This window comes from Streptomyces luteolus (assembly GCF_029968015.1).
In the GTDB taxonomy this organism is placed as follows: domain Bacteria; phylum Actinomycetota; class Actinomycetes; order Streptomycetales; family Streptomycetaceae; genus Streptomyces; species Streptomyces luteolus.
The window spans coordinates 1-16,151 of sequence record NZ_JASCIS010000063.1 but is presented as its reverse complement, the minus strand read 5'-3'; the positions used below and the strand labels follow the sequence as shown (position 1 = coordinate 16,151).

Here is a 16,151-nt window from a genome sequence, read left to right as displayed (position 1 = left end):
TGTCACACCCGCTCCGTAGACTGGAGGGCGTGAGCGACCTCCCCCCGCACGGCGGCCCGAGCGACGACAGCGAACCCGACTCCTTCGACGACGAGGAGCGCGAGCCCGACGCCTTCGACGGCATCGTCGAGGAAGAGACCAACCGAGACCCCGACCTCGCGGTGATCGAGGCCGGCAGCCGCACCCTGCGCGCCCAGACGGCCCCGCCGCAGGCCGAGGTCCCGGCGCGCCCCGAGGACCCCGAGGTGGACCGGGCGCTGCGCGAGGTGGAGGCCGAGCTCGCCACCCGCTGGGGCGAGACCAAGCTGGACCCGTCGGTGCGCCGCATCCAGGCCCTGATGGACGTCCTCGGCGACCCGCAGCGGGCGTACCCGTCGATCCACCTGACCGGCACCAACGGCAAGACGTCCACGGCCCGCATGATCGAGGCCCTGCTCGGCGCGTTCGAGCTCCGCACGGGGCGGTACACCTCGCCCCACGTCCAGTCGATCACCGAGCGGATCAGCCTGGACGGCGCCCCGATGTCGGCCGAGCGCTTCATCGAGACGTACCAGGACATCAAGCCGTATGTCGAGATGGTCGACGCCCAGGAGGACTACCGCCTCTCGTTCTTCGAGGTGCTCACGGGCATGGCGTACGCCGCGTTCGCGGACGCCCCGGTGGACGTCGCGGTGGTCGAGGTCGGCATGGGCGGCACCTGGGACGCGACGAACGTCATCGACGCCGACGTCGCCGTGATCACCCCCATCGACCTGGACCACACGGACCGCCTGGGCGAGACGCCCGGCGAGATCGCGGGGGAGAAGTCCGGCGTCATCAAGCAGGACGCCACGGTGATCCTCGCCCAGCAGCCGGTGGACGCCGCGCAGGTGCTCCTGAAGAAGGCCGTCGAGGTCAACGCCACGGTGGCCCGCGAGGGCATGGAGTTCGGCGTCGTCTCCCGGCAGATCGCCGTCGGCGGCCAGCTGGTGACGCTGCGCGGACTCGGCGGTGCGGCCACCGAGTACACCGAGATCTTCCTGCCGCTGCACGGCGCGTACCAGGCGCACAACGCCGCGGTGGCGCTCGCCGCGGTCGAGGCGTTCTTCGGGGTCGGCGCGCAGCGCGCCGAGCCGCTGGACATCGAGGTGGTGCGCCGCGCCTTCGCCTCGGTCGTCTCGCCGGGCCGCCTGGAGGTCGTCCGCAAGTCGCCGACGGTCATCCTGGACGCCGCGCACAACCCGGCCGGCGCCCGCGCCACGGCCGAGGCGATCAGCGAGGCCTTCGGCCTCAGCCGCCTGGTCGGCGTGGTCGGCGCGAGCGGGGACAAGGACGTACGCGGACTGCTCGAGGCCTTCGAGCCGATCTTCGCGGAGATCGTCGTCACGCAGAACTCCAGCCACCGCGCGATGGACACGGACGCCCTGGCCGCGGTCGCCGTCGAGGTCTTCGGTGACGAGCGCGTGCAGGTCGAGCCGCGCCTGGACGACGCCATCGAGGCCGCGATCACCCTCGCCGAGGAGGAGGGGGAGTACGCCGGTGGCGGCGTCCTCGTCACCGGTTCCGTCATCACCGTCGGCGAGGCCCGACTGCTCCTGGGGAGGGGCTGACCCATGCGCACGCTCTGTTCGTCCACGCTGATCGGCGAGTTCTTCATCATCGGCTTCGCCGGTCTCGTGGCGATGAAGAACCCGGACCTGACGATGGGCACGGTCTGGACGGTCTGCGGTATCGCCATGGCGCTGTCGGTGCTGCTGTGCGGCATGGTCACGCGGCCCGGCGGGGTGCAGCTCGGCTGGGCCCTGCAGATCGGCCTGGTCCTCGCCGGGTTCATCGTGCCCACGATGTTCTTCCTCGGCGCCTGCTTCGCCGCCCTGTGGTGGTGCTCGGTGCACTTCGGCCGCAAGGTCGACGAGGCCAAGGCCCGGTTCGCCGCCCAGCAGGAGGCGGGCGCGGACCCGGCGTAGCCCGCGAGGGGAGGGCCCTGCGGCGGGCTTGACGCTGAGTAACCGCTGCTGCTCGTGGCCCTGTAGCCTCTGCGTACCGCTCTCCCGTATTTGCACTTGAAGGAGCCGACACCGTGAGCCAGCGCACCCTCGTCCTGCTCAAGCCCGACGCCGTACGCCGTGGTCTGATCGGCGAGATCATCGGCCGCATCGAGCGCAAGGCGGACTGGACCATCAGTGCGCTTGAGCTGCGCACCCTCGGCCAGGACGTCCTGGAGCAGCACTACGGCGAGCACAAGGGCAAGCCCTTCTACGAGCCGCTGGTCGCGTTCATGTCGTCCGGCCCCGTCGTCGCCCTGGTCGTCGAGGGCGAGCGGGTCATCGAGGGCGTGCGCGCGCTCGCCGGTCCGACCGACCCGATCGCCGCCGCACCCGGTTCGATCCGCGGTGACTTCGGCACGATCGTGCGCGAGAACCTCATCCACGCCTCGGACTCGGAGGAGTCCGCGGAGCGCGAGCTGAAGATCTTCTTCCCCTCGCTGGTCTGAGCCGCCGGTACGAGTTTCTGACGTACCGTTTGCTGACTCGGTGTCAGGATCTTGGCTGGAACCAAGGGGCGGCCGCGAATTGCGCGCCGCCCCTTGGCATATGCAAGCCAATCGGGGGAACGCATCCTTCCGTCGGCTCGTCCCCATTAGCGGGGCGGCGAGTGTTCTGCTGACAATGGCGGAGACCCTCGCGCCGTGTCCGTGCAGGCGAGACTACGATGTAAGCCTTCACGCCACAGCACCCACCTCGCCGACCTGACAAAGCCATTGACGCTCGACTTTGGGAAGGCCAGACGCTCCTGATGGGAACCAACATGTCGTTCATCGGCCGTGACATGGCTGTCGACCTCGGGACCGCCAACACGCTGGTGTACGTCAGGGGCCGCGGCATCGTACTCAACGAACCTTCCGTCGTCGCCATCAACACGAACACGGGCGGCATCCTGGCGGTCGGCGCTGAGGCGAAGAAGATGATCGGCCGCACCCCTGGCAACATCGTCGCGGTCCGTCCTCTGAAGGACGGCGTGATCGCCGACTTCGAGATCACCGAGCGGATGCTCCGCTACTTCATCCTCAAGATCCACAAGCGCCGTTATCTGGCCCGGCCGCGCGTCGTGGTCTGTGTCCCCTCCGGCATCACCGGCGTCGAGCGCCGCGCGGTCATCGAGGCCTCCACGCAGGCCGGTGCCCGTCAGGTGCACATCATCGAGGAGCCGATGGCCGCGGCGATCGGCTCGGGCCTCCCGGTCCACGAGGCCACGGGCAACATGGTGGTGGACATCGGCGGCGGCACCACCGAGGTCGCCGTGATCTCCCTCGGAGGAATCGTCACAGCGCAGTCGATCCGCGTCGCGGGGGACGAGCTGGACAACGCGATCATCCAGCACATCAAGAAGGAGTACAGCCTCCTCCTCGGCGAGCGCACCGCCGAGCAGATCAAGATCACCATCGGTTCGGCGTACGACATGGACGCCGACGAGCACACCGAGATCCGCGGCCGCGACCTGGTCAGCGGCCTGCCCAAGACCGTGGTGATCTCCGCGGCCGAGGTCCGCAAGGCCATCGAGGAGCCGGTCAACGCGATCGTGGACGCGGTCAAGACCACCCTCGACAAGTGCCCGCCGGAGCTCTCCGGAGACGTCATGGACCGCGGCATCGTCCTCACCGGCGGCGGCGCCCTGCTGCGCGGCCTCGACGAGCGTCTGCGCCGCGAGACGGGCATGCCGATCCACATCGCCGAGGACCCGCTGGACTCCGTGGTGCTCGGATCCGGCAAGTGCGTGGACGAGTTCGAGGCCCTGCAGCAGGTCCTCGACGCCTCACCGCGCAGGTGAAGTAGTTCAACGATCCGCCGTACAGAGTTTCGTTTCGTACGGCGGATCGTTGGTATAGAGGCATGAACCAGACCCGTTGGGCGGGTTCGGCCGACAACAAGCGCGCCCCCGCAGGCGCCACATAAGCAAGAGGCACAACCATTCCGACGAGGAAGGCACGGCCGCCGCACGTGAGGGACACACGAGAGAGCCGGCTGCTCCTGGTGCTGCTGATCGCCATCGCGTTCGCTTTGATCACGGTGGACATCCGCGGCGGGGAGGACTCCCCGGTCGACGGTGCCCGGCAGGCCGCCGCCACGGTCTTCGGCCCGGTGGAGAACGGCGTATCGGCCGCGGTGAGCCCGATCGGCAACGCGATCGCCGCGGTCCGCGACTCGGGCGAGCGGCACAGCCGCATCAGCGAGCTGGAGCGGGAGAACGCCGCGCTCAAGGCGAAGCTGGGCAGCGACGACCGCAACCGCAGCCGCGTCCGCCAGCTCGACAAGATGCTGAAGACGGCCGGCGCCGGCCAGTACGGCATCAAGGGCGCCGAGGTCATCGCCATAGGAGCCGCGCAGGGCTTCTCCTGGACCGTCACCATCGACGCGGGCGCCAACGACGGCCTCCGCCGCGACATGACCGTCCTCAACGGCGACGGACTCGTCGGCCGCGTCACCACCGTCGGCCCCAACACCGCGTCCGTACTGCTCGCCAACGACCCGGACTTCACGGTCGGCACCCGCATGGAGAAGACCGACGAGCTGGGCTTCGCCACCGGCCGCGGCGACCGGGACCTCGCCGTGCAGATGCTCAACGGCAAGGCCAAGGTCAAGAAGGGCGACCGGATGGTCACGTTCGGCTCGCACGCCGACAAGCCCTTCGTGCCCGGCGTCCCGATCGGCGAGGTCGTGAAGGTCGACCCCTCCGGCGGCGACCTGACGCGCACGGTCCATGTGAAGCCGTACGTCAGCTTCACCAAGCTCGACATCGTCGGCATCGTCGTCGAGGCCCCCCGCACCGACCCGCGCGACAAGGTGCTGCCCAAGCCCGTGAAGCCCAAGCCCACGCCGACCGTCACGGTCACCGTCACCCCGCCGGGGCCCGGCGAGGAGGGCGAACAGGGCCAGGGCGAGGACGGCCAGGCGCCGCCCGCCGACGGAGCGGAACAAGGCGGAGCGGCGCAGGACGGAGCGGCGCAGGACGGAGCAGCGCAGGACGGCGCCGATCCAGGCGCAGGTGACGGCCAGCAGCCCCAGAACGACCAGGAGTAAGGCCCATGCGTGTCAACCGGATGCTCCTGTCCACCACCCTGGTGGTCCTCGCCCTCATCATCCAGGTCAGCGTGCTCGCCCGGCTTCATCTGCCCGGCGCCGTACCGGACTTGATGCTCCTGACCGTCCTCGGCCTCGCCCTCGTCTACGGACACGTCGGCGGCGCACTCATCGGCTTCGGCGCCGGGCTCCTCGCCGACCTCGCGCCGCCCGCCGACCACGCGGTCGGCCGGTACGCCCTGGTGCTCTGCGTCATCGGCTACCTCGCGGGCCTCGTGAAGCCCGATTCCGGCCAACTGCGCTCCGCCACCGGCCCGATGGCCGTCGTGGTCGGCGCCGCCATCGGCTCCACCCTCCTGTACGCGGGAGTGGGCGCCCTCGTCGGCGACACCGCCGCCGCCCATGTCGGCCTCGGCAGCCTGCTGTTCACCGCCACGCTCTACGACCTGCTGCTCGCGCCCTTCGTCGTACCCGCGATCATGGCGCTCGCCAGACGCACCGAGCACGATCCGCTCGCCGAGAACAGCGCCGGAGCCAAGACCAGCGAAGTCTCCACCGGCTGGCTCTCCGCGGGCACCGGGATGCGCATCGGCAGCCAGCGCGGCGGCGGGCTGCGCATCAAGTCGGCCAAGGCGCGCGTCGCCCGCGCGGGACGCATCAAGGGGGTCAAGCGGCTGTGAGCAATATTCCTGAGACGGGCAGGACCCCTCGGGTCCGGATCCGGCTCGTCATCATCCAGGTCCTCGTCTTCTCCCTGTTCCTCACCCTCGGCGGCCGCCTCTGGTACCTCCAGGTGCGCAACGGCGACGAGTACGCGGACGAGGCCAACGGCAACCATGTGCAGCGCGTCGTGGACCCCGCCGTACGCGGATCGATCCTCGACGCCCGGGGCGTGCCGCTCGCCGACAACCAGACGCGGCTCGTGGTCTCCGCGTCCCGCACCGAGCTGATGAAGATGAAGGACGACGGGGACGCCGTCCTGACCCGGCTCGCCGGTGTGCTCGGCATGACGCCCAAGGAGGTCGGCAACAAGGTCCGCCTCTGCGACGACGAGACCCCGCAGCCCTGCTGGAACGGCTCGCCCTACCAGCCCATCCCGATCACCGACGAGGCCACGCCCCGGCAGGCCCTGCAGATCCGGGAGCGCGCCGAGGACTTCCCCGGCATCACCGCCGAGCCCACCGCCGTCCGCCGCTACGCCGCACCCGGCGGCGCCCGGACCTCGCAGGTCCTCGGCTATCTCTCGCCGGTCACGGACGAGGAGATCAAGGCCGCCGAGAACACCTCCTCGCCGTTCCTGCGCTCCGACCAGGTGGGCCGCTCCGGCCTTGAGCGGACGTACGACAAGTACCTGCGCGGCAAGGCCGGCGTCACCTCGTACGAGGTGGACAAGCTCGGCCGGGTCATGGGCAAGACGCAGGCCGACGCGGGGACGCCCGGCTCCAACGTCGTCACCAGCATCGACGCCCGCGTGCAGAGCGTCGCCGAGTACGAGCTCAACCAGGCGATGAAGACCGCCCGCCAGCAGACCGACAAGATCACCGGTCGCAAGTACGAGGCCGACTCGGGCGCCGTCGTCGTCCTGGAGTCGAAGACCGGCCGCGTCGTCTCCATGGCCTCCCAGCCGGACTACGACCCGAACGCCTGGGTCGGCGGCATCTCCGGCAAGGACTACGCCAGGCTCACCACCAAGAAGTCCAACTACCCGCTGCTCAACCGGGCCACCCAGGGCCAGGCCCCGCCCGGCTCCATCTTCAAGGTGATCTCCGCGAGCGCCGCCGTCCGGGCCGGGCATCCCTTCGACGGCACCTACAACTGCTCCAGCTCCTACAGCCTCGGCAACCGCAGCTTCAAGAACTTCGAGTCGAAGGGGTACGGCCCGATCAGCCTCGGCCGCGCCCTCGAAGTCTCCTGCAACACCGTCTTCTACGCCCTCGGCCACAAGGAGTGGAAGGCCGACGGCGGCAACAAGCCGAAGAACCCCGACGACTGGTTCTACCGGACGGCCAAGGAGTTCGGCCTCGGCAAGGAGACCGGCATCGACCTCCCCAACGAGGTCTCCGGCCGCATCCCCGACCGCCAGTGGAAGCAGGACTTCTGGGAGGCCAACAAGGACGCCTGGTGCAAGCAGGGCAAGAAGGACGGCGACTACGCCGAGCGGATCGCCTTCGAGAACTGCCGTGAGGGCAACCGCCTGAAGGCCGGTGACAGCGTCAACTACGCCATCGGACAGGGCGACATCCTCGTCACCCCCATCCAGATGGCCACCGTCTACGCCGCCATCTCCAACGGCGGAACCCTCTACGACCCCAGCGTCGGCAAGGCGATCATCAGCCCCGACGGCAAGCAGGTCGAGGAGATCAAGCCCGAGTCGCACGGCAAGCTGCCGGTGGACGACAAGACCATCGCCAACCTGAACAAGGCCCTGGAAGGTGTCGCCACCCGAGGTACCGCCGCCTGGCGGTTCGGCGGCTGGCCGCACGACAAGATCCCGATGCACGCGAAGACCGGTACCGCACAGGTCTACGGCAAGCAGACCACCGGTTGGCTGGCGACGTACACCGACGACTACACGATCGTGATGACCATCTCCCAGGGTGGCACCGGATCCGGCTCCGCCGGGCCCGCCGTACGCAACATCTACAACGCGATCTACGGCCTCGACGCCGAGGGCAACCAGGACCCCAAGACGGCGCTGCTGCCCAAGCCGCAGTCCGAGCTGCCCAAGATCGAGCCCGACGGCTCGATCGACGCGCCCGAGATCAAGCCGTACGAGCCGCAGCAGGAGGAGCCGCCCGCGCCCGAGCAGGAACTCGCGGCCGCACTCGCCGGACCGGCACCTTGGAGGCGTGACTGATGGCAGGCGGCTTCTCCGTCTCCGGATACGGACCCGAACGGGGCTCCTGGTCCAAGCTGTTCGCCCGCGACTCCGTCACCCGACGGCTCGACTGGCCGCTGCTCCTGGCCGCGATCGCGCTGTCCCTGATCGGCTCGGCGCTCGTCTACTCGGCGACCCGCAACCGCACCGAACTCGTCGGCGACGACCCGTACTCGTACCTCTTCAAGCACGTCCTGAACGTCGGCATCGGGCTCGCCCTGATGATCGGGACGATCTGGCTCGGGCACCGCACGCTGCGCACGGCCGTGCCGATCCTGTACGGCGTCTCGGTCTTCCTCGTGCTGCTCGTGCTGACGCCGCTCGGCGCGACCATCAACGGCGCGCACGCGTGGATCAACGTCGGCGGACTCTCCCTGCAGCCCTCCGAGTTCGTGAAGGTCACGATCATCCTCGGCATGGCGATGCTGCTCGCGGCGCGCGTCGACGCGGGCGACCGGGACCACCCCGACCACCGCACCGTCGTCCAGGCCCTCGGCCTCGCCGCCGTCCCGATACTGATCACGATGCTGATGCCGGACCTCGGCTCGGTCATGGTGATGGCGTTGATCGTCCTCGGCGTGCTGCTCGCCTCCGGCGCCTCCAACCGCTGGGTCTTCGGGCTGCTCGGCACGGGCGCCGCCGGTGCCGTCGCGGTCTGGCAGCTCGGCCTGCTCGACGACTACCAGATCGCCCGCTTCGCGGCCTTCGCCAACCCGGCCCTCGACCCGGCGGGCGTCGGCTACAACACCAACCAGGCCCGTATCGCCATCGGCTCCGGCGGCCTCACCGGCGCCGGGCTCGGCAACGGCTCGCAGACCACCGGCCAGTTCGTGCCCGAGCAGCAGACCGACTTCATCTTCACCGTCGCGGGTGAGGAGCTGGGCTTCATCGGCGCCGGACTGATCCTGTTCCTGCTCGGCGTCGTGCTCTGGCGCGCCTGCCGGATCGCCCGCGAGACGACCGAGCTGTACGGCACGATCGTCGCCGCAGGCATCATCGCCTGGTTCGCCTTCCAGTCCTTCGAGAACGTGGGCATGACCCTCGGCATCATGCCGGTCGCCGGTCTGCCGCTGCCGTTCGTGAGTTACGGCGGTACGTCGATGTTCGCGGTCTGGATCGCCATCGGACTGCTCCAGTCGATCCGGGTGCAGCGGCCCATGTCGGCGTGAGCGGGGTCGCGGGGCTGCCAAGGGGCGGGCCCCGCGACTAAATTCGTTTTATGGCGGATACGAAGCGCGAGATCGAGCGAAAGTACGAAGCCACCGGATCCACCGGAACCGACGGAACGGACGGAACGGACGGAACGGACGGAACCGAAGGAGCCTCTGGCGGCCCCGGGCTGCCCGATCTGACACGGGTGCCCGGGGTCGCCACCGTCCTGGACCGCGGCACCGTCGACCTCGACGCCACCTACTACGACACCGCCGACCTCCGCCTCGCCGCGTCCGCCCGCACCCTGCGCCGCCGCACCGGCGGGGACGACGCGGGCTGGCACCTCAAACTCCCCGTCTCCGCGGGGGTGCGCGACGAGGTCCAGGAACCCCTCTCCGACCAGGTCCCGCGCGCCCTCGCCGACCTCGTCCGCTCCCGGGTGCGCGACGCCGACCTCGTCCCCGTGATCCGGCTCCGCTCCGCCCGCGCCGTACGCCACCTCGTGGACGCCGACGGGGCTCTGCTCGCCGAGGTCAGCGTGGACTCCGTACGGGCCGACCGGCTCGCCGGCGGCGACGGCAGCGCCGAGTGGACCGAGATCGAGGTGGAGCTGGCCGAGGGCGGGGACCCCGGGTTCCTCGACAAGGTGGAGAAGCGGCTGCGCAAGGCGGGCGTCGTCCCGGCGGGCTCGGCGTCCAAGCTGGCCCGCGCGCTCGCCGAGACGGGCACGGAGCCGCGCGTCAGGACGGCGAAGCCCGCGCCGCCCGTCACCTCGGGCGATCACGTCCTCGCGTATCTGCGCACCCAGCGCGACGCCCTCGTCGAGCTCGACCCGGCCGTGCGCCGCGATCTGCCGGACGCGGTGCACCAGATGCGCGTCGCCACCCGCCGGATGCGCAGCGCGCTGCGCTCGTACCGCAAGGTCCTGGACCGGTCCGTCACCGACCCGGTCGGCGACGAGCTGAAGTGGCTCGCCGGTGAACTGGGGGTCGACCGGGACCGCGAAGTGCTGAGCGAACGCCTCCGGGAGGCCGTCGCGGAGCTGCCGCACACACTGGTCGACGGGCCCGTACGGGCACGCCTGCGCACCTGGTCGGCGGCGCGCCACGATGGCGCGCGGCGCCGGCTGGCCACCGTGCTCGACGGCCGGCGCTACCTCGCGCTGCTCGACACCGTCGACGCGCTGCTCGCCGACCCGCCGCTGCGCCCGGCCGCCGCGAAGCCCCCGAAGGCCGTGCTGACGAAGGCCGTGCTGCGCGAGTTCAAGCGGTTGACCGACGCCGTAGACGCGGCCCTCGCCGCCGAGCCGGGCACCGAACGGGACCGGGCCCTGCACGAGGCCCGCAAGAAGGCCAAGCGCACCCGGTACGCGGCGGAGGCCGCGAAGCCCGCGCTCGGCAAGCCCGCGAAGCGCCTCGCCAAGCGCGCGAAGAAGCTGCAGAGCGGGCTCGGCGAGCACCAGGACAGCGTGATGGCGCGGGCCACACTGCGCGATCTGGCCGGGCAGGCGCACGCGGCGGGCGAGAGATCCTTCACGTACGGACTGCTGTACGGCGGAGAGGAACGGACCGCCGAACGGTCGGAGGCGGGGCTGCCCGGGTGGTGGGAGGCGACTGTCTCGGAGGCAGGAAAACTCGGACGCACCTGAGCCGTAACCGGCAGCGCGTTCGATCGTTGAGCTGGTGTACGGCCTCCCCGCCGGTGCGGGGATGTTCCGCCGTGGGACGAGTGCGATGTGCGCTGGGCCCTCTGCTCCCCGCCGATGCGGGGTGATCGAGATCGTCGTGCAGGGGGTGACTCTCATCGGGTTACGCTAGAGGGTCACCCCTGCCAGCCCACGAAGGTCGCCGTGATGCCTGTCGAGTCCGTCTTTCCCAAACTTGAAGCGCTTCTGCCGCACGTTCAGAAGCCCATTCAGTACGTGGGCGGCGAGCTGAACTCCACCGTCAAAGCCTGGGAGTCGTGCGACGTCCGCTGGGCGCTGATGTACCCGGACGCGTACGAGGTCGGTCTGCCCAACCAGGGCGTCATGATCCTTTACGAGGTACTGAACGAGCGCGAGGGCGTCCTCGCCGAGCGCACGTACAGCGTGTGGCCGGACCTGGAAGCGCTGATGCGCGAGCACAAGGTGCCGCAGTTCACGGTCGACAGCCACCGCCCGGTGAAGGCCTTCGACGTCTTCGGGCTCTCCTTCTCCACGGAGCTCGGCTACACCAACATGCTCGCGGCCCTGGAGCTCGCGGACATTCCGCTGGAGTCCAAGGACCGCACCCTCGACGACCCGATCGTGCTCGCGGGCGGCCACGCCGCGTTCAACCCGGAGCCGATCGCCGACTTCATCGACGCCGCGATCATCGGTGACGGCGAGCAGGCCGTGCTCGACATGACCGAGATCATCCGCGCCTGGAAGGCCGAGGGCCGGCCGGGCGGCCGCGAGGAGGTCCTGTTCCGCCTCGCGAAGACCGGCAACGTCTACATCCCGGCGTTCTACGACGTGGAGTACCTGCCGGACGGCCGCATCGGCCGCGTCGTACCCAACAAGTCGGGCGTCCCGTGGCGTGTGTCCAAGCACACGGTCATGGACCTCGACGAGTGGCCGTACCCGAAGCAGCCGCTCGTCCCGCTCGCGGAGACCGTGCACGAGCGGATGTCCGTCGAGATCTTCCGCGGCTGCACGCGCGGCTGCCGTTTCTGCCAGGCGGGCATGATCACGCGCCCGGTGCGTGAGCGGTCGATCACCGGCATCGGCGACATGGTCGACAAGGGCCTGAAGGCGACGGGCTTCGAGGAGGTAGGTCTCCTCTCCCTCTCCTCCGCGGACCACTCGGAGATCGGCGACATCGCGAAGGGCCTCGCGGACCGGTACGAAGAGGACAAGATCGGCCTGTCCCTCCCCTCCACCCGCGTCGACGCCTTCAACGTCGACCTGGCCAACGAGCTGACCCGCAACGGCCGTCGCTCGGGCCTGACCTTCGCCCCCGAGGGCGGCTCCGAGCGCATGCGCAAGGTCATCAACAAGATGGTCTCGGAGGAGGACCTGATCCGGACGGTCGCCACCGCGTACGGCAACGGCTGGCGCCAGGTGAAGCTGTACTTCATGTGCGGCCTCCCCACCGAGACCGACGAGGACGTCCTGCAGATCGCCGACATGGCGACTTCCGTGATCGCCAAGGGCCGTGAGGTCTCCGGCAAGAACGACATCCGCGCGACGGTCTCCATCGGCGGCTTCGTGCCCAAGCCGCACACGCCGTTCCAGTGGGCCCCGCAACTGTCGGCGGAGGACACGGACGCGCGTCTCGAAAAGCTCAGGGACAAGATCCGCGGCGACAAGAAGTACGGCCGCTCCATCGGCTTCCGCTACCACGACGGCAAGCCCGGCATCGTGGAAGGTCTGTTGTCGAGGGGCGACCGCCGCATCGGCTCGGTCATCCGCGCGGTCTACGAGGACGGCGGCCGCTTCGACGGCTGGCGCGAGCACTTCTCGTACGACCGCTGGATGCAGTGCGCCGAGAAGACGCTCCCGTCGTACGGTGTGGACGTCGACTGGTACACGACCCGCGAGCGCACCTACGAAGAGGTCCTGCCCTGGGACCACCTGGACTCCGGCCTCGACAAGGACTGGCTCTGGGAGGACTGGCAGGACGCCCTCGACGAGACCGAGGTCGAGGACTGCCGCTGGACCCCGTGCTTCGACTGCGGCGTCTGCCCCCAGATGGACACCCAGATCCAGATCGGCCCCACGGGGAAGAAGCTGCTGCCGCTCACGGTGAAGTGACATACCGTTGCGGTGGCGACCGTAATGCTCCCCGCCGACGCGGGGATGTTCCGCTGCTGCCGCTCACGGTCGTCAAGTAGCCCGGCCCGCCGGGGCGTTCCCGCGCCCCGGCGGCACAATGGCGCGATGCCTCAGCTCATCGCGCCCGACGTCCGCCTCCACGCCTCGTTCCTGGAGGCGATGACCGAGTTCGCCGCCGAGGAGTTCCTCGGCCGGACACTCGCTCGGGAACTTGTCGAACACGCCCCGACCTGGCACGACCCGGCCGGCTTCGCCCGCTACGTCGGCACCGTCCTGGCCGACGACTCCGCCGACACCTACTGGTACGTCGACGGCGCCACCTTCCTCGGCCGCATCCTGATCCGGCACGGGCGCCTCCTGCCACCGGACGACCTGGCCGGACACATCGGGTGCGGCGTCCGGCCCTCCGCCCGGCGGCGGGGACACGCGACCGGGATGCTGCGGGCGGCCCTGCCGCACGCCTTCGACCTCGGGATCGACCCCGTGTTCGTCACCTGCGACACCGCCAACACCGGCTCCCGCAAGGTGATCGAGGCCGCCGGTGGTGTGCTGGAGGGGGAGCGGGGCGGGAAGTTGCGGTTCTGGGTGGGCGGTGGTGGATCCGAATCGGGTGGTGGCGCGTCGTCGATGGCATGGAAGAACCGGAGAAGCGCGCCATGACCCCCAACCCGCCGCCGGCCCCCGCGTCGTCCGAGGGGTGTCTGGTCACGGCGATCCGGCTGCCGGTGCGGATCGTGGTGCTCGTACTGGTCGTGCCGGTGCGGATGGTCTGGGACGCGCTGGTCGTCTGCGGGCGGTTTCTCGACCGCGCCCTGTTGCGTCCCCTCGGCCGTGCGCTCGCCCGGCTCGGTCGGGCGCTGTTCGTCGTGCCGTGGGTGTGGGCGTACCGGAATCTCCTCACCCCGTTCGGCCACGGCCTTGTGTGGACGCTGCGCACCCTGGTCGTACGGCCCGCGCGGTGGCTGTACGCGCACGTGCTCACGCCCCTCGGTCAACTCCTCGCCGTCGCCACGAAGTTCATCGGCGACGTGATCGGCTGGACGCTGGTCGCGTTGTTCGTATGGCCGTGGGTCGGGCTGTGGCGGTATGTGCTCGTGCCAGCCGGGCGCGGGCTCGCCTGGCTGGGGCGGGTGCTGTGCGTGGTGCCCGCGGTGTGGCTGTACCGGCGGCTGCTCACTCCGCTCGGACACGGCGTCGCCTGGTTCGTACGCGGGATCGGCGCCGGCGTCGCCCGGACCCTGCGGGCGCTCGGCGCGGCGCTCGCGTTCCTGTGGCGGTGGGGTGTCGTCGTGCCGGTCGCGTTCGTATGGCGGTGGGTCGTCGTCGTGCCGGTCGTGTTCGGGTGGCGGTGGCTGATCGTCGTGCCCGTCCGCTTCCTGTGGACGTGGCTCGTCGTCGTGCCCGCGGGGTTCCTGTGGCGGCGGGTGCTCGTGCCCGTCGGGCGGGAGGTCGGGGCCGCGTTGGGGCACGCGTGGCGGATCGCCGGGTACGTGTCGCGCGCCGTCGGCCGCTTCCTCGGCGGACTCCTGCGGTGGACGTACCGGTACGTCCTCACCCCCGTGGGGCACCTGCTCCGCGACGGCCTGTGGCGGCCCGTCGCCCGTACCGTGCGGCAGGCGGTCGGCGCCGCCCGCAGCACCGCGCGCCAGGTACGGGCGGATCTGCGGCGGGCGCTGTTCGGCGAGTCCGCCCGCACACGAGCCGATGCGCGGGCCGGGGCCCGGAGCGAACGGGCGGTCACTGAACCGCGTACTCTTGGTGAGAGTCCCGGACAGTACGTGGCCCCGCCCGAGCGGGGATGATCCGGACTGGACGACGCTGGGAAGGCATCGGCCGGAATGCTCCTCGCCACTGCGGGGATCAAGGCGGCCGAGCCGTGCACAAGGAGATGTACCACTGGGCAAGCGACAGCCCGAAGGCCCGCCGCCCGCACCGGCGGTGCAGCGCATCCGACTGCGCTACACCAAGCGCGGCCGCCTCCGGTTCACCAGCCACCGCGACTTCCAGCGCGCGTTCGAGCGCGCCCTGCGTCGCGCCGAGGTCCCCATGGCGTACTCGGCGGGCTTCACCCCGCACCCCAAGGTGTCGTACGCCAACGCCGCACCCACCGGCACCGGCAGCGAGGCCGAGTACCTGGAGATCGCCCTCACCGAGCACCGCGACCCCGTGAAGCTCAAGGACCTGCTCGACGAGTCGCTGCCCGACGGGCTCGACGTCACCGACGTGGTCGAGGCCCGCACCTCCGGCCTCGCCGACCGGCTGCAGGCCTCCGTGTGGGAGCTCAGGCTCGACGGCGTGCCCGTCGAGGACGCCGAGCGCGCCGCCGAGGCCTTCCTCGCGGCCGAGTCGGTCGAGGTACAGCGGCGTACGAAGAACGGCATGCGCAGTTTCGACGCGCGTGCCGCCGTAGCGTCTCTCCAGGCGTCCCGTCCATCAGCTGATAGGCCGGTGGACAACCCCTGTGCGATACTGCGGCTGGTTGTTCGGCACGTGACGCCTGCCGTTCGACCCGACGACGTCCTGTCCGGTCTCCGAGCTGTGGCCGACCTGGCGCCGCCGGTCCCCGTCGCGGTGACCAGGCTGGCGCAGGGGCCATTCGATGAAGAGACCGGCACGGTGACCGACCCGCTCGCGCCCGACCGCGAGGCAGTCCCGGCCGCCCCGGCCGATCGCTCAGGGGCCGCCGGATCGCCCGCCGCGGCAGCGCAGGTGCCGGAAGGCTCCGCGTAGGGACGTCCGTCGTAGCGCAGCCCTCGTACTCGGGAGCCACCTGGGTCGGGCCGCGCGCCACCGACCAAGACTTTCGCCAGGCCGTACGTACATCGCGTACGGAACCGGCGAGACAGACAAAGAGAGCTCCCGTGCGGCGCCCGCGCCTACCGGACGGCGGCCCCGCGCATCGCGCGCCGGCCGCGGACGTCACCGGTGCAAGGCGCGGCGCCCGGGAGCCTGACGGGAGAACCGCCCGCATGCTTGAGCCGAACGAATCCGGTGTGACCGGAGAGGCCGAAGAAACCAATAACGCTCCTGGCGACAAGCTGCCGCCGCGCCGCCGGCGCCGCGCCGCTTCCCGCCCGGCCGGACCGCCCACGGCGGCCGCCGAGACGACCCCGGCCGCGGCTGTGACCGCGTCCGCCGTGGACCCCCTGGACCCCCTGGACCCCGTGGACCCTGAGGACGGCGCCGAGGAGACCGAAGAGGTCGAGGCCGCCGCCGCTCAGCCCGAGCCCGCCGAGAGCGCCGCCCCGCCGCGCGCCCGCCGCCGTGC

General features: G+C 70.6%; 14 protein-coding genes. All 14 read left to right on the top strand.

Going from position 1 to position 16,151, the window contains the following annotated elements; translation table 11 throughout:
• Positions 1-29: 29 nt before the first annotated feature.
• Entirely contained in the window at positions 30-1,589 is a 1,560-nt protein-coding gene (gene folC / locus QIT00_RS35560; RefSeq protein ID WP_408909919.1) for a bifunctional tetrahydrofolate synthase/dihydrofolate synthase, read from the top strand.
• A gap of 3 nt (positions 1,590-1,592) precedes the next feature.
• On the top strand, positions 1,593-1,946 hold the full coding sequence (locus QIT00_RS35555) for a DUF4233 domain-containing protein (RefSeq protein WP_282539635.1): 354 nt from the start codon (positions 1,593-1,595) through the stop codon (positions 1,944-1,946).
• Positions 1,947-2,059: 113 nt separating this feature from the next.
• Positions 2,060-2,473, top strand: coding sequence for a nucleoside-diphosphate kinase (ndk, locus tag QIT00_RS35550; RefSeq protein ID WP_282539634.1), 414 nt, complete (start codon positions 2,060-2,062; stop codon positions 2,471-2,473).
• Positions 2,474-2,787: 314 nt separating this feature from the next.
• Positions 2,788-3,807 (top strand): rod shape-determining protein, encoded by a 1,020-nt coding sequence (locus tag QIT00_RS35545; RefSeq protein WP_282539654.1) that lies wholly within the window; start codon positions 2,788-2,790, stop codon positions 3,805-3,807.
• A 170-nt stretch (positions 3,808-3,977) separates the two neighbouring features.
• Positions 3,978-5,057, top strand: a complete 1,080-nt coding sequence (gene mreC, locus QIT00_RS35540) for a rod shape-determining protein MreC (protein WP_282539633.1) — start codon at positions 3,978-3,980, stop codon at positions 5,055-5,057.
• A 5-nt stretch (positions 5,058-5,062) separates the two neighbouring features.
• Positions 5,063-5,737 carry a rod shape-determining protein MreD gene (gene mreD / locus QIT00_RS35535; RefSeq protein WP_282539632.1) on the top strand — a complete coding sequence of 225 codons (675 nt, stop codon included), beginning with the start codon at positions 5,063-5,065 and terminating at the stop codon, positions 5,735-5,737.
• The gene (gene mrdA, locus QIT00_RS35530; protein WP_282539631.1) at positions 5,734-7,914 is read left to right on the top strand and encodes a penicillin-binding protein 2; all 2,181 of its coding nucleotides are present in this window, start codon (positions 5,734-5,736) and stop codon (positions 7,912-7,914) included. The genes mreD and mrdA overlap by 4 nt, the downstream gene beginning before the upstream one ends.
• Positions 7,914-9,104 carry a rod shape-determining protein RodA gene (gene rodA / locus QIT00_RS35525; RefSeq protein ID WP_282539630.1) on the top strand — a complete coding sequence of 397 codons (1,191 nt, stop codon included), beginning with the start codon at positions 7,914-7,916 and terminating at the stop codon, positions 9,102-9,104. Before mrdA ends, rodA begins: the two co-directional genes overlap by 1 nt.
• 50 nt (positions 9,105-9,154) lie before the next feature.
• The gene (locus QIT00_RS35520) at positions 9,155-10,735 is read left to right on the top strand and encodes a CYTH and CHAD domain-containing protein (RefSeq protein ID WP_282539629.1); all 1,581 of its coding nucleotides are present in this window, start codon (positions 9,155-9,157) and stop codon (positions 10,733-10,735) included.
• A gap of 204 nt (positions 10,736-10,939) precedes the next feature.
• Positions 10,940-12,862, top strand: coding sequence for a TIGR03960 family B12-binding radical SAM protein (locus QIT00_RS35515; protein WP_282539628.1), 1,923 nt, complete (start codon positions 10,940-10,942; stop codon positions 12,860-12,862).
• Between the two features lie 126 nt (positions 12,863-12,988).
• Positions 12,989-13,543, top strand: coding sequence for a GNAT family N-acetyltransferase (locus QIT00_RS35510; RefSeq protein WP_282539627.1), 555 nt, complete (start codon positions 12,989-12,991; stop codon positions 13,541-13,543).
• Positions 13,540-14,685, top strand: coding sequence for a hypothetical protein (locus tag QIT00_RS35505; protein ID WP_282539626.1), 1,146 nt, complete (start codon positions 13,540-13,542; stop codon positions 14,683-14,685). Before QIT00_RS35510 ends, QIT00_RS35505 begins: the two co-directional genes overlap by 4 nt.
• A 136-nt stretch (positions 14,686-14,821) precedes the next feature.
• Positions 14,822-15,613 (top strand): TIGR03936 family radical SAM-associated protein, encoded by a 792-nt coding sequence (locus tag QIT00_RS35500; RefSeq protein ID WP_282539625.1) that lies wholly within the window; start codon positions 14,822-14,824, stop codon positions 15,611-15,613.
• Between the two features lie 239 nt (positions 15,614-15,852).
• A partial coding sequence (locus QIT00_RS35495) for a hypothetical protein (RefSeq protein ID WP_282539624.1) occupies positions 15,853-16,151 on the top strand: 299 nt, incomplete at its 3' end.

Coding starts and splice junctions, on each gene's coding strand:
- QIT00_RS35545 (WP_282539654.1), top strand. CDS start 2,788: ATGTCGTTCATCGGCCGTGACATGGCTGTCGACCTCGGGACCGCCAAC.
- QIT00_RS35510 (WP_282539627.1), top strand. CDS start 12,989: ATGCCTCAGCTCATCGCGCCCGACGTCCGCCTCCACGCCTCGTTCCTG.
- QIT00_RS35520 (WP_282539629.1), top strand. CDS start 9,155: ATGGCGGATACGAAGCGCGAGATCGAGCGAAAGTACGAAGCCACCGGA.
- QIT00_RS35555 (WP_282539635.1), top strand. CDS start 1,593: ATGCGCACGCTCTGTTCGTCCACGCTGATCGGCGAGTTCTTCATCATC.
- rodA (WP_282539630.1), top strand. CDS start 7,914: ATGGCAGGCGGCTTCTCCGTCTCCGGATACGGACCCGAACGGGGCTCC.
- mreD (WP_282539632.1), top strand. CDS start 5,063: ATGCGTGTCAACCGGATGCTCCTGTCCACCACCCTGGTGGTCCTCGCC.
- QIT00_RS35505 (WP_282539626.1), top strand. CDS start 13,540: ATGACCCCCAACCCGCCGCCGGCCCCCGCGTCGTCCGAGGGGTGTCTG.
- QIT00_RS35515 (WP_282539628.1), top strand. CDS start 10,940: ATGCCTGTCGAGTCCGTCTTTCCCAAACTTGAAGCGCTTCTGCCGCAC.